Source organism: Streptomyces sp. NPDC021225 (genome assembly GCF_044332865.1).
Classification (GTDB): Bacteria; Actinomycetota; Actinomycetes; order Streptomycetales; family Streptomycetaceae; genus Streptomyces.
The window spans coordinates 1038573-1051664 of record NZ_JBIRPV010000002.1; the positions used below are offsets into that span (position 1 = coordinate 1038573).

11 protein-coding genes are annotated in these 13092 nt (G+C 69.2%); 4 read left to right on the plus strand and 7 right to left on the minus strand.

Going from position 1 to position 13092, the window contains the following annotated elements:
- Positions 1 to 14 precede the first annotated feature (14 nt).
- The 4 genes from ACH4S9_RS12745 to ACH4S9_RS12760 form a co-directional block, all read right to left on the minus strand.
- Positions 15 to 4292, minus strand: a complete 4278-nt coding sequence (locus ACH4S9_RS12745; RefSeq protein ID WP_398371576.1) for a caspase family protein — start codon at positions 4290 to 4292, stop codon at positions 15 to 17.
- Positions 4293 to 4296: 4 nt separating this feature from the next.
- Positions 4297 to 4725, minus strand: a complete 429-nt coding sequence (locus tag ACH4S9_RS12750) for a hypothetical protein (protein ID WP_398371578.1) — start codon at positions 4723 to 4725, stop codon at positions 4297 to 4299.
- 43 nt (positions 4726 to 4768) lie between these two features.
- Entirely contained in the window at positions 4769 to 5569 is an 801-nt protein-coding gene (locus ACH4S9_RS12755; RefSeq protein WP_311727992.1) for a carbohydrate ABC transporter permease, read from the minus strand.
- A 175-nt stretch (positions 5570 to 5744) separates the two neighbouring features.
- On the minus strand, positions 5745 to 7328 hold the full coding sequence (locus tag ACH4S9_RS12760; RefSeq protein WP_398371580.1) for an FAD-dependent monooxygenase: 1584 nt from the start codon (positions 7326 to 7328) through the stop codon (positions 5745 to 5747).
- A gap of 148 nt (positions 7329 to 7476) precedes the next feature.
- Here ACH4S9_RS12760 and ACH4S9_RS12765 point away from each other — a divergent pair, with 148 nt between their 5' ends.
- Complete coding sequence (locus ACH4S9_RS12765) at positions 7477 to 7965, plus strand: MarR family winged helix-turn-helix transcriptional regulator (protein WP_398371582.1); 489 nt, start codon at positions 7477 to 7479, stop codon at positions 7963 to 7965.
- A gap of 8 nt (positions 7966 to 7973) precedes the next feature.
- Here the strand turns inward: ACH4S9_RS12765 and ACH4S9_RS12770 are convergent, their stop codons facing one another.
- Positions 7974 to 8456: a cupin domain-containing protein gene (locus ACH4S9_RS12770; RefSeq protein ID WP_311727961.1), complete on the minus strand. Its 483-nt coding sequence runs from the start codon at positions 8454 to 8456 to the stop codon at positions 7974 to 7976.
- 168 nt (positions 8457 to 8624) lie between these two features.
- On the opposite strand from ACH4S9_RS12770, the gene ACH4S9_RS12775 reads away from it, so the two are divergent.
- The 3 genes from ACH4S9_RS12775 to ACH4S9_RS12785 all read left to right on the plus strand — a co-directional run bounded on the left by ACH4S9_RS12775 (position 8625) and on the right by ACH4S9_RS12785 (position 11977).
- The gene (locus ACH4S9_RS12775; RefSeq protein ID WP_398371585.1) at positions 8625 to 9407 is read left to right on the plus strand and encodes a maleylpyruvate isomerase family mycothiol-dependent enzyme; all 783 of its coding nucleotides are present in this window, start codon (positions 8625 to 8627) and stop codon (positions 9405 to 9407) included.
- 469 nt (positions 9408 to 9876) lie between these two features.
- Positions 9877 to 11163, plus strand: a complete 1287-nt coding sequence (locus ACH4S9_RS12780) for a DUF222 domain-containing protein (protein ID WP_311727963.1) — start codon at positions 9877 to 9879, stop codon at positions 11161 to 11163.
- A 97-nt stretch (positions 11164 to 11260) separates the two neighbouring features.
- Positions 11261 to 11977: a hypothetical protein gene (locus tag ACH4S9_RS12785; protein WP_398371587.1), complete on the plus strand. Its 717-nt coding sequence runs from the start codon at positions 11261 to 11263 to the stop codon at positions 11975 to 11977.
- Here the strand turns inward: ACH4S9_RS12785 and ACH4S9_RS12790 are convergent.
- Together ACH4S9_RS12790 and ACH4S9_RS12795 are read right to left on the minus strand one after the other, a co-directional pair.
- Positions 11955 to 12479: an HIT family protein gene (locus ACH4S9_RS12790; RefSeq protein ID WP_398371589.1), complete on the minus strand. Its 525-nt coding sequence runs from the start codon at positions 12477 to 12479 to the stop codon at positions 11955 to 11957. The two genes, ACH4S9_RS12785 and ACH4S9_RS12790, sit on opposite strands and share 23 nt — an antisense overlap.
- 11 nt (positions 12480 to 12490) lie before the next feature.
- On the minus strand, positions 12491 to 12958 hold the full coding sequence (locus tag ACH4S9_RS12795; protein ID WP_398371591.1) for an ATP-binding protein: 468 nt from the start codon (positions 12956 to 12958) through the stop codon (positions 12491 to 12493).
- Positions 12959 to 13092 lie beyond the last annotated feature (134 nt).

The window sequence follows — 13092 nt, forward strand, 5'->3', positions numbered from 1 at the left end:
TTCAGGCCGGGCGCTCAGGCCGGGTCCACGGGTGGCGGGACATCCTGTAGTTTTCGCAGCTCTTCCTGTGCCTCATCCCGGTGAGTCACATCGCAGCGTTCGTCGGTGGCGATCGCCTCGAGGAGCTTCTTGGCCTGCTCGTGGTGGGCCCGGCCGAGTCCACCGATTCGCGTGGCCGCGCGGATTCGGTATCGCGCCGGGCAGGTTTGATCGGCGGCGAGGTCCGAGAGCTGGTCGGCCACGGATTCCACCGCCAGGGGGTCGATCGAGGCCAGCGAGTCCGTGGCGTCAAGTCGTACATCGGTCTCGATGGCGGCATCGGTGACGCAGGCCGAGAGAATACGCACGGCATCCGCGCGCTCTTGCGCACCACCCAGTTTCGCCAGCGTCTCGACGAGCTGTTTGCGGGTGGCCTCCGATTCGCCGGGGGCGGTCAGCCGTGTGTGCACGATGCGGGCGGCCTCTTCGTGTCGACCCGGGTCGATCGAGACCACGGCATTCAACATCCACCGCATGTAGATCGCCTCCGGCTCCTCCTGCGCATGGCGCAGCAATGCGGCGACGACCTGGGGCCGGGTCCGCGGTACCAGGCTGACCAGCGATTCCGCCGCCTCACGAAGCTCATATGCATCGGTGAAGCGGGATTCCACCACCCGCATGAGGACCGCCTCGACCTCATCGGTCTGCTCCGGAGCCAGTTGTGCCAGGGTCTTGGCGAGTGCCGAGGCTTCCTCTGGGGAGGTCTCTGGCGCCATGACCCGTCGGCGCAGGATCTCGATGGCGCGCGCACGGTGGGCGTCACTCAGTTTTGCGAGGTGGCGTGCGGCCTCCGCTTGCGAGTTCGGGTGCACACCCGGGGTGCCCAGGGCCTCTTCCAGCACGGGGACCACCCGTTCGGTGTTCTGCGGGTCCATGGTGTTCAAGCGCGAGACCGCGTAAAGCCGATCCCTCAGGCTCAGCGCCGTATTGCACGCGGTCGCGGCGAGCAGGTCCACACAGCGCCTTCTCTTGCCGGGCGCGAGAGAAGCGGACCTCACCACCGCCTTGACCTTGTCCGTCAGCCCGCAGTGTGACGACTGCGCCAGGCGGAACAGCTCATCAGCCATGTCCGCCCGCTGGTCGGCGTCGACTCGAGCGAGCCGTTCCGCCGCGTCGATCCTGTCGTCCATGTCCAGCCGGGAGTTCAGGACCAGTCCCCGCAGTACATCCACGGACAGCTGGATACGGTCCGGCGCGACGTCCGCCAGCGCCTCGGCCGCCTTCGCCCGGATATGGGCACCGGCCCGAGGCGAGGTCATGAGCTTGTCCATCATGTCGATGGAGCGGGCTCTGCGGCCGTGATCCAGGACGGCGATGACGCGCATGAGGTCGATCCGGTCGAAGACGGACGTCGCCGGGTCCTCGGCCATCGCCTCGAGGGCGGACAGCGTCTCGTCAAATGACGACGGGGAGAGTTTGGTCAAGGCTTCCGCAACCGTCACGACGTCCTGGACGAGGGCCCCGGGGCTGTGCATGAGGTCGCTCAGACAGGCTTGAGCCTGCTTCAGGACTTCGCCTCCCATGCTCGCCAGAGCCTCGGCCGCCGAGCGGCGCTGTGCGATGCTGACCCGTTCGTCCCGGGCCGTCTTCAGCAGGGCGTCGGCCGCCCGGTCCCGTGAGGAGTGCTGGGTGCGAGCGACCGCGGCGGCGCCGCGTACTCGATCGGCGTCCGTGAGGTGCGGGTTGTCGATGACGGTCCACAAATGGTCGACCGCCGCCTTCGCCGTGGGCCCGCTGCGCTCAGTGAGCAGCTGGGCCGCCGCGACGCGCGCCGTGGTCGGGGCCTCCTCGTCCTCCATGACCGAGGTGAGGGTGGCCGATACCCTGGGGTCGCCCAGCAGCGCCGCAGTGGTCAGCATGTCGTCGTAGTGATCGTTGTCGGGTACGAAGAGAACCCGACGGAGACCGTCGCAGAAGGCGTCGAGCACCGGGCTTGTGGCCTGTGCCCCACGCAGCAGCAGCTCGCCGACGAGTGCCTGATGGTGGTCGGTCTGCTGCTGGAGCCAGGGGAGCAGCGTGCTGGCCGGGTGGCTGTGGGTGTGCCGGACCAGTACGAGCCGCGCGACCTCCTCCTGTCCGGCGCCGTCGAAGACGCGGGCGAGCCAGGAGCCCCAGACCTCCGTCCTGGGGTCGAACGCATCCGGGAGGTCCTGCTCGTGGTGTTGCGCCGCCAGATGCTCGGCGAAGGAGAGATGCCAGAAGCGGACGTTGTCGTCGTCACGGGTGACGAGCCCGGTGGACTCCGCCAGGGAGAACAGGATCGTGGACCACATAGGGATTCTCGGAATGGGCGCTTCCAGCTCCTCGGCGAGCTCTCGCACCCAGGAATCCGCGTGACGCAGCAGGTTCGTCTCTCCCTGGGAGGCCGCCACCGCCAGCCGCTGTCCGAGCTGTGAGCGCCGAAGCCGGATCTGCACGGCCAGCCGTTCGCCGTGGGGCAGTGCGTCGAGCAACCTCCGCAGGTCCTCATCGACCCTCTTGCTGTTCCGGCCCTCCGCCAGTTGGGTCAGGAACTCTTCGTACAGGCCGAACCGCTGCTTGGGCAGCGGGGTGTCCGGAGAGCTCTCGAAGACGACCGCGGCGATGGTGGCGAGCAGCGGCACCTTGGTCACGTCGAGGAGATGGCCCTCGCGCAGCTGGATCAGGAACCGATCCGCCAGATCCGGCTCGGGGGAGTCGAGGAACCACCCCTTGGCGAAGCGTTCCAAGCCGTCGGCGGTGAACGGTTCCAGGGTGTAGTGCACCATGCCCGCGTGGCTCAGCCTGCGCCGGTCGGCCTGTGTCGGCGGGCGGCTGGTGAGGATCATCCGGAACGGCAGGTCCTGCCGACGCAGAACGCCGTCGATCCAGTCGACGAGATCCCCCCGGTCCCGGACGCCGGAGACCTCGTCGAGCGCGTCGATGAGGACCACCCACTGCCCGTCCGGCGTGGGCCGGTCCGGCAGCCGCAGCAGCCCCGCCGGGAGCAGATCGTCCTCCACCGCCGCGGCGATCGCCTCCTGCCAGGGCTTGTGCCTGGCCGCGTGAGGGGCGAGGTGTCTGGCGGTGACCCGGATGGGGACGGCGTTCTCCGGCAGCTCCCGGTGCAGCTGGCTGATGAGGGACGACTTGCCCATGCCCGGGCCGCCGGTGATGAGCAGATGTTCCGGCGACGCGAGCACGGATTTCAGGGACTGGGAGACCCGGCGGTCCTGCTTGCCGTCCGACGCCGGAGCGCCGACCTCGGCCCGCCGCTCCTCCCGCTCCCGCGCGCGGGACCAGTCGCCGTGCCGTGCCGGATCCGACGCGCGCTCCGTCCGCTGATCCCCGTCCGTGCCCTGGGCGGACACCTGCTGGCGTACGTACACCTCGGTGAAGCGGGGGCGGCGCTGCCCGCGCAGGAGGTCCGGGTACGGGAAGCTGTTCGCCCTGCTCTTCTGGTCCTCGATCAGGCGGTCCAGGTCGAACCGGCTCAGCCGGACGGTCGGTGCGTTGCCTTGATCGACGGCGGGGACGGCCGGGGGCAGTTCGGGTACGTAGGCGCGGTTGCGTACCAGGGGGATCTGGCCGGCCGAGTCGGTCGCCAGCTTGCGCGGGGCCGGGAGGTTCTTGCGGATGGTGGCCTGCCGGACCTTCTGGAACAGGTCCTCCACGGTGAGCAGCTCGGGGCCGCCCGGCACACCTCCCTCGATCAGCGACAGCAGTTCGCCGGTGAAGACCGTCAGCTCCGCGTCCGGTGGCGCGAACGACACGGCGTTGGAACCGGAGGAGGCGAGAACGTATGCGCCCTCGATCTCCGCCTCTTCCTGGGGCCCGGACGGCCCCATGACGGCTGCCGCGTGACCGCTGTGGCAGCAGTCGAGCACCACGATCTTGCGCCGCGCCCGGCGAGGTTTCAGCAGCTCTGTGCGCACGTCCCGGTAGCGCAAGGACAAGTACAGTTCGGTGCGCTTGGATTCGGACAGCGCCAGGTAGAGCTGGTCCGAGGGGTCCACGGCATCCGGGTCCGTCAGCCCGTGTCCGGCGTAATAGACGAAGAGCGTGTCCTTCGCCTCGCCTGCCGCCTTGGAGATCGCGTGCAGCACCTCGCGGTCGTAGCGCGGCTGGGGGATCACCTGGCAGTGCTCCTTGGGGAGCCCCCACAGCTCGGGATCGGTCAGCGCGTCGCGCAGCCGGTTGAGGTTGTTGGCCACGGACTTCAAGGGCGGCAGGTGCTCGAAGTCATGGACTCCGATCAGCACCGCCCGCGAGGTGGCCGGGTCTGGCAGGTGCACGCCCTCAGCCCTCCGACGAGTCGCCGGAGTCACCGGAGTCGTCGGAGTTGGTGTTGCCGGCGCTGTTCAGGGCCTCCAGCAGCCGACGTACGGCCTCCGGGTCGTCGGTCTGCACGGTGACCGTGGTCCCGTTCGACTGGGCGTTCAGGGGCGGCGTGGACGGTCGGCTCTGGCGCCACGCCGCCACGGACACCGCCAGGCCGGACAGCGCGGTGGCGTGCGTCAGCACGATGTTCACCGTGTCCCAGACGCCGCCCATGGCGCCTTCCAGAGGCGGGGCCTCCCGCAGTTCGACCGTGGACGTCCGCTCCAGGGAGTCATCCCGGTAGAGATGCCGGTACAGCGACCGCAGAGCCTCGCCCTCGTCGTCCCCCTCGTCGAAACGGAAGCCGATCTCCACCTGCTCCATCCGCGCGCCCCCTCGCTCGCTCACCGCCGTAACAGCGGATTTTCTCACGACCCGTCACCCTCCGACGTCACCCCTTGACAGCCCCGCCCAGCGCGAAGCCGCCGCCCATCCGGCGGGCGATCAGCACGTACAGGAGGATCACGGGGGTCGAGTAGAGGATCGAGAAGGCGGCCAGCTGGCCGTAGACGACCTGGCCGTAGTTGCCGAAGAAGGTGAAGATGCTGACGGACGCCGGGAGTTGCTCGGGGGTGAGCAGCAGCATGAAGGGCACGAAGAAGTTGCCCCACATCATGATGAAGCTGTAGATCATCACGACCGTGATGCCCGGCCCCATCAAGGGGAGGATGACGCGCGTCAGGCTCTGGAGCCAGGACGCGCCGTCCGTCCACGCGGCCTCCTCCAGGATGATCGGCACCCCGTCCATGAAGTTCTTCATCAGCCAGATGGCGAAGGGGAGTTGGGAGGCGGCCAGGAACAGGGCCGTCCCGTACATCGTGTCGATCAGGTCGACCTGGACGAAGAGGCCGTAGACCGGGACCATGATCGCGGTGATCGGCAGACAGGTACTGAACAGGATCGTCAGCAGGTACGGGCGTACGAGGCGGGAGCGGAACCGGGACAGCGGATAGGCGGCCAGCGCCGCGCACGCCACGGTCAGGATGGTGGCCCCGCCGCACAGCAGCAGGCTGTTGAGCATCGGCGTGAAGGTGATCTCGTCCGTCCACACCGCCTGGAAGTTGTCCAGGGTGGGGGAGCCGGGAGCGGAGACGCGCAAGGTCGCCTCGCTGTCCACAGAGGCCAGGATCAGCCAGGCCAGGGGCAGCACGAAGGCCGCGGCGACGACGAGCAGGGCGGCGTCGGCGGCCAGTCGGCGGCGGGTGCGGGGGGACCAGGCGGTCCGGGGGGCGGCGTTACGGGATCTGCGGGATCTGCGGGATCTGAGCGGGGCGGACTTGGCCGGACGGGACAAGGTGCGGCCGGAGAGTGCGGACAACCTCGGACCTCCTCGCGCCTGCGAGCGCAGTCGATCAGCGTTCCGTACATCAAACCGCCCGTCCGGCCGTGGGGGGAAGACTGCCGTCACGTGAGAGGGCGTGAGCGCGGGTGGCGATGTAGCCGTCCGGGCGGATGAGTACGAGTTCGTCTCCGTCGGTGTTGTAGAGCCGATGGGCATGGCCGTCGGCGTCGAAGATCGTGTCGGGGCCGGTCGCGGTGGCGTCGGTCGTCACCCGATAGGTGCGCAGCGGGACGGATGTCTCATCGGCGATCAGATCGCGTACCGGGTCATGGCTGTGGTCGTGGTCGTGGTCGTGGCCGAAGGACAGCAGCGTCCAGTGCGGGCCGCGCAGCAGGTCGAAGATGCGGCGCTCGCGGCCCGTCGCGGCGTCGAGGCAGGGCGCGTCGGGTGCCCGGTCGCCGGCCCGGGGGCCTTCGGGGCGCGGCGGCAGGTGGCGGTGACGGGTCAGCGGGCTGTCGGCGTAGGCGATGGTCAGTCCGGTGGTGAAGTCGTCGGTGAGGCCGCGCAGGGCGTCCGAACCGTCGCCGTTGCCGGAGGCGCGCATCATGGCGTGCAGACGGGTGGTGCTGTCTTCGAGGACGGACTGCGCGACGGGGCGGCGTTCTTGTTCGTAGGTGTCCAGCAGGGCGGCGTCCGCACCGTCGAGGACGGCGGCGAGCTTCCAGCCCAGGTTGTAGGCGTCCTGGATGCCGGTGTTCATGCCCTGCCCGCCGGCGGGCGAGTGAATGTGAGCCGCGTCTCCGGCGAGGAAGACCCGGCCCACGCGATACCGGTCGACCAGGCATACGTTGACCTTGTACAGCGATTGCCAGCCCGCGTCGTCGATGACCAGGCCGGGAACGCCCGCGCGTTCGGCGAAGATGTGGCGGAACAGCTCCAACGAGGGTGGGACGGGCTGCTGTTCGTCGGCGGGGACGGACGCTTGGAGCTGCCAGATGTCGGTGCTGGGCAGCGGGAACAGCGACAGGATCCCGTGCTCGGGGCTCATCCAGAGGTGCTGGCAGTGCCGGTCGAGGCCCGCGACGCGCACATCGCCCAGGTACCAGCGCTGGTCCGGGTACGAGGTGCCCCGCAGGGTGGCCCCCGTCCGTTGCCGGACGAGGCTGCGGGCCCCGTCGCATCCGACGAGGTAGCGCGCGCGGATCTCGCGCCGCCCGGCCGCAGTTCGTACGGTCGCGGTGACGGAGCCGGCATCCTGCCTGAGGCCGGTCGCGGCCGATCCCCATTCCACCTGACCGCCGAGCTCTGCCAGGCGGTCGCGCAGGATGGACTCGAACCGCGGCTGTGACAGCCAGACCGGTGCGTAGGGGGCGCCGGGGGTGGGCTTGCCCACGGCCACTTCGACGGCCTCCGAGACCACTCGCTCCCGGTCGTAGTGCCGGGTCGGGACGTCGATGGTCCCCAGCCGCAGAACGCGGTCGATCACGCCGAGGTCGTCGGCGACCTCCAGGGAGCGCGGCTGGATGGTCTTGGCGCGAGAGGCGTTGCTGGGCCGCTCCGCGCCGTCGACGACGCGGCAGGCGATGCCGCGCCGGGCGAGATCGCAGGCCAGCGTCAGTCCGGCGGGTCCGGCACCGACGATGAGGACGTCCAGGACGTCGTCGCTCATGGTCGAGTCACACCTCTTGGGCATGTTGGTCATGGCACCTCTTACCTAACTTAGGTATCTTTATTTACGGTAGGCGTCCATCGGGGGCGCCGACTGGTCGAGGTGAATGTATACCTAAGTTAGGTATCTATCAAGATTGAGGTTGTTCATGACGGCCGACAACGACGTGTTGATGGGCCTGCTGCCCGCCATGAACCGGCTCAGCGGCACGCTGAGCCGCGGACAGCTCTTCGAGCGGGCCACCGCCACCGCCGGGGTGACCCTGGACCGGCCCGCGGTGACCGTCCTGGTCATCCTCAACGTGGCCGACCGGCCCCTGCGGGTCGGGGAGATCGCCCAGCGGATGCAGGTGGCCGGCCCGCACGCCACCCGCCAGATTCACGGGCTGGAGCAGCGCGCACTGGTGGAGAGGGTGGCCGACCCCGACGACCAGCGGGCCCGGCTGATCACCCTCACCGCGGCCGGCCAGCAGCTCGTCGACCGCTATCTGCGGGTCATCAACGGCTGGTTCGGCGAGGCCCTTTCCGCATGGTCCGACCCGGACCGGCGAGAGCTGGTCCGCCTCCTCGGCCGCATGGTCGATGACCTGTCAGCTCATCTGGACTCGGTCGCCAGGGACAACCACACCGTCGAGTGACGGCCCACTCAATCCACGAAAAAGCTGTCGTGGCGGATACGGAACTCCTCGAGCTCCTTGCCGCCACGCCGCGTCATCTCCGCGACCTGCTCGAAGTACTCCTCGCGCGGTGCGCCCGGGGCGAAGAGCAGAAGCAGGGACGCAGGGTCGTCGGAGTCGTTCTTGAACGCGTGCAATCCGCCTACCGGCACATAGAGAAAGTCCCCCGAGCGCGCCGTGATCCAGTGGTCGCCGTCGTACAGCCGCACCGCCCCCGACAGGATGAAGAAGGACTCCGAGATGGAGCGGTGGAAGTGGGTGGTGGGGCCCGGCGACCTGGGTCCCATGTCAACCCGGTACAGCCCGAATTCACCCCCGGTGGAGGCGTGCGTGGCCAGGTAGTGCGTTCGGTTGCCCGAGGGGGAGTCCAGCTCCGGCTGGGTGTCCACCGGCCTGTACACCGCGTTGACCTCGCCGTTCTCGCCGAGATAGCGGGGCTCGGGATACGACATGTTCGGCTCCTTTGTTTGATCGTCACCGCATTGTGGACACGGACGGAACCCGTGGTCGTCGGCCTGGAGAACGGAGTGTCAGGGGACCTGGGGACCAGGACGCGAGGCCCATCGGCTCGGTCGGAAGACGCCCTCGCCCCGCCGCCCCGCGCCTCGTAGCCTGGCCGCATGTCTGATTGGAACCTTGACCGCTACTGCGCCGAAATCCTCACCCAGACCGACTTGCTGCGCACCCTGGTGAAGGACGCCGACCCGACCGTCCACGTGTCAACCTGCCCCGAGTGGAACCTCGGCCAGCTGTTACGGCACGTCAGCGGAGCCCATCGCTGGGTGGAGACCATCGTCCGCACCCGGGCCACCGAGCAGGTCCCGGAGGACCAGGTCAACGACGTCTTCCATTACGGCGACAAGGACATGGCCGTGGTCGACGCCTGGCTCGCCGAGGGCGCGCGGCTGCTCACGGACCACCTGACCGAGGCCGGCCCCGACACCCGTGTGTGGACCGTGGTGCCCGACCAGCCCATCGTGTTCTGGGCGCGGCGCATGCTGTTCGAGACCGTCGTCCACCGCGCCGACGCCGCCCGGACCGTGGGGGCCCGCTACGAGGTCGACGCGGCGGTGGCGCGGGACGGCCTCGACGAGTGGATGGGCTTCGGCACGGTCCCCGAGGCGTACGACCCCACGGACGCGGAACCGCTGCTCGGCGCCGGCCGCACGCTCTGCTTCCGGGCCACCGACGACCCGTCCGGGGAGTGGCGTGTCGACCTCACCGGCGACGTCCCCCGGTGGCGGCGTGGCGGCGGCGATGCGGCCGTCACCGTCCGTGGCCCGGTCGCGGAACTGTTGCTGCTCGTCTACGGCCGACCCGTCGACGAGCGGACCGAGATCCACGGCGAGCGCGCCCTGCTCGACCTGTGGCTGAAGCGAACGGGCTTCTGGCTCCACGAGTGAGCCGTCGAGCTGACCGATGGCAATTGGCGCCGCTGAGCGGCAGCCTCCGGTCGTCGAGCGCCCGCATCGTCTCGCGTCTTCGGCGCAAAGCGGCTGGCAGCGGGAAGGGAGGGGGTTCGGGCTGGCGCCGTTGCTGCTGCTGCTGCTGCTGCTGGTGGCGGCGGGGTGGGTGCGGTGGTCGGCGGGTGGGTGTGGGTGGAGTTCCGGGTTCCGAACTGTCACTCGAAGGAGTGGAGTTGGGGGTTGTGACCTGGCCGTGTTACGGAGAGTGAGAGAGAATGGAGGTGTTGAGCCCGCTGGGGGAGGCGGGCGTTGAGCGCATCACTGGGGGGTGATCGCCATGGGGAGCAACGCTACGACCACGGTCACACATACCGCTCGCTCGGCTCCGGAACCGGCACCGGTTCCGTCTGCGGCTTCGGCTTTGGTTCCGGGGACGCCGGACGAATGGGCCGCTTACCTTGCCAACATGGCTCCGGGGCCGCAGACGGCAGTTGTGCTGCCGCTGCTGGATCCGGGGAAGCTGTCCCACACCGGCCGTGTCGACGCGCTCAAGGCGCTGGAGCGGCATGCGGCGTGGATCCAGGCGCAGCAGGTCCACATCCTGGCCGCGCTGGATGCTGATGCGCAGGCCGCGCTGCCGGAGGGGAAGTGGAGCGAGGGCATCGAGGGGGAGTTGAACTTCGCGTGTGAGGAAGTGGCCTGTGCGCTGAAGCTGTCGGGGACGACGGCGGCCAAGCGGCTACAAGTGGCTCGGGAGCTCGACAGCCACTACCCGACCACGCTCGGGCTGCTGGAGCGAGGGGAGATCTGCTACATGCAGGCCGTCGCCGTCACTGAGGCCTGTGGTGTCCTCGACCCGCTGCTTGCCGCGGAGGTCGAAGCCGCCGTGGCCGGGAAGATGCCCGGCCTCGCCACCGGACAGACCCGGCGGGTGCTGGCCCGGGAGATCGTCCGGGCCGACCCGTACGGGGCGGAGGAGCGGCATCGCAAGCGTAAGCGCGAGCGGCAGATGGTCCACTACGCGCAGGTTGACGGGATGGCGATGTGGGGCGCGATCCTGCCCGCCGAGCAGGCCGCACGTATGAATCAGGCCGTGGACGCGCATGCGGCGACTCTGCCGGATGAGGGGCGGACGCTGGAGCAGAAGCGGGTGGACGCCCTGTTCGACCTGGTCGTCAACCGCACCACCGCCACAAGCACCGCCGGCGCCGGCGGCACCGGCAGCGCGGGGGAGCAGGGTTCGGGTGGGCGGTCGGCGGCAGTTGTGCAGGTCACCGTTCCGCTGGATGTGCTGATCGGGGAGAGTGAGGAGCCCGCGCAGTTGAAGGGGTACGGGCCGATCACCGCGGGGCAGGCGAGGGAGATCGCGTTTGCCGAGGGGACGATCTGGCGGCGTCTGATCATCGAGCCGAAGACCGGGATGCTGGTCAAGACGGATCCAACGACGTACAAGCCGACGGCGGAGACGGAGCGGCATGTGATTGCCCGGGACGGCCGGTGCACCTTCCCCACCTGCCAGATGCCCGCCCACCGCTGCGACCTCGACCACGTCCAGCCCTTCAACCACGACGATCCGGAGGCGGGAGGTCAGACGGTTCCGGAGAACCTGAGCCCGTTGTGCCGACGGCATCACCTGATGAAGACCCACCACCCGGGATGGCGAGTCACCCGCGACCCCGACACCGGGATCACCACGTGGACCGCACCCACCGGCCACACCTACACCAACCCACCCCGCAACTACCTCGAATAGCCACCCCACCCCGCGAACCCCGCAGCCCACCACTTTGCGCCGAAGGCGCGAGACGAAACCCGCACTCGCCTGCGGCTTAGGGGGTCGGGGTCGGCAGATGACAACAGCGACAACAGGCGTGGAAAGGCATCGCATGACCAGCTATGACCTCGACACCGGCAGCGAAGTGTGGGATCCGTTGGGCACCTTGCATCAGGCCTTATGGATCTGCGGCGGCCAGTGGGCCGGAAAATCGACCGTCGCTCGAATCCTGGCGGCCAGATACGGCGTCACCGCCTATCACTACGACTACCACGACGCCCGCGCGCACAACGATCGCCGCCTCGCACGTCGCATCGGCCTCGGCGAGCCCGCCGCCGAACCCGGCCTGGACGAGGTGTGGGTCAACACCACCCCTGAGGCGATGGCCGCCCGGACCCTGGCCGAATTCCCGGTCCGCTTCGAATGGACACTGGACGACCTGCGCGCGCTGGTCTCCGGGCGGCCGATCATCGCCGAGGGCTGGGGCCTCCGCCCCGAGCTCGTCGCGCCCATCATCGACTCACCGCGCCGGATGATCGTCATGGTGCCCACACCCGAGTTCCGCGAACACCAGGTTCGCGTACTGCCCCGGGCCGCCGCGCTCGATCACCGCGTCAGCGACCCGGCCAGGGCGCAGGCCAACCGCCTGGCCCGTGACCGTCTCATCGCCGAGGAGGCTGTGCGTACCGCCCGCGGGCTGGGTATCCGCGTACTGGAAGTCGACGGTTCCCGCGACGCCATGGCCATCGCCGATGACGTCGCGGGGCATTTCAGCCCCTACCTGGTGCGTTGAGCCAGCCCCTGGCCGCGATGCGGTCACGGATGCGCTCGGCCATGTCGGAGGCTTCCTCGGGGGCCATGGCCAGCACGCCGTTCTCGGTCATCAGCGCCGCGAACTGCTGCCGCTCGTATGGGGTGCCCGGCGGCAGCCCGGCGATGTGCCAGTGCAGATGGGCGTTCCCCTGCTGGCTGCCCAAGGAGTAGAGGTACGTCCGCTCGGCTCCCACGCAGTCCTCCACGGCGAGGGCGACCTCCCGCACCACCAGCATGAGCCGTCCGTAGGCCTCCGGGTCGAGATCACGGACGACGTGCTCGATGTGTCTCTTCGGGGCGACCAGAACCTTGCCGGTCAGGGTGGGCCACCGGTCGAGGAAGGCGACGTGGTCGTCGTCCTCGAAGACCGTGTGATGTGCGTAGTCGGGGTCCCCTGACACGAAAGCGCACAGGAAGCACGGCCCACGGCGTGTCCTGGCCGTGTAGGTCTCCAGGTCCATCGACTGTCGTTCCGGTGGCATGCGTGCCCCTTTCACTGAAGGTCTGGGTCGAGCTCGACCGGGCAGGTCGCCAGGTCGAGTTCGACCCAGACCTCCTTGCCCACGGTTCGCTCCCGTACGCCCCAGCGGGTCGCCAGCGCGCGGACGATGAGGAGCCCGCGTCCGAAATTGTCGTCGGCGGTGGGCCGGCGCGGCCGAGGGAGGCGTTCGCCCTTGGCGTCGGAGACGGCGATGCGCAGGAGGTTCTTGGTGAGGGTGAGCTGGACGCGGAAGTGACGCCCCGGGACGCCGCCGTGCAGCACGGCGTTGCCGGCCAGCTCGGAGACGATCAGGGCCGTGTCGTCCGCGAGGGCGGGGTAGCCCCAGTGGGCGACCAGCTTGGCGGCGTAGCGGCGGGCGACGGTCACGCTTTTGGGGAACGGGGCGTAGTCGACGCGGTCGTGATGGACGACGGGGTCGTTGGGGTCCGGGATCCGTGGGTCTTGGGGCGCGAATGCCATCGCACACCTCCAGCAGGCGGTTTGGGGCCTGAGCGCGCGAGTCGCCTCGCTGCGCGATCGGTTCATCACGGACCGTAGCGTCGTCTAGTAGATCAACACAAGTTCCTCTTGGAGGAATTCCTCCGATCTGGTTT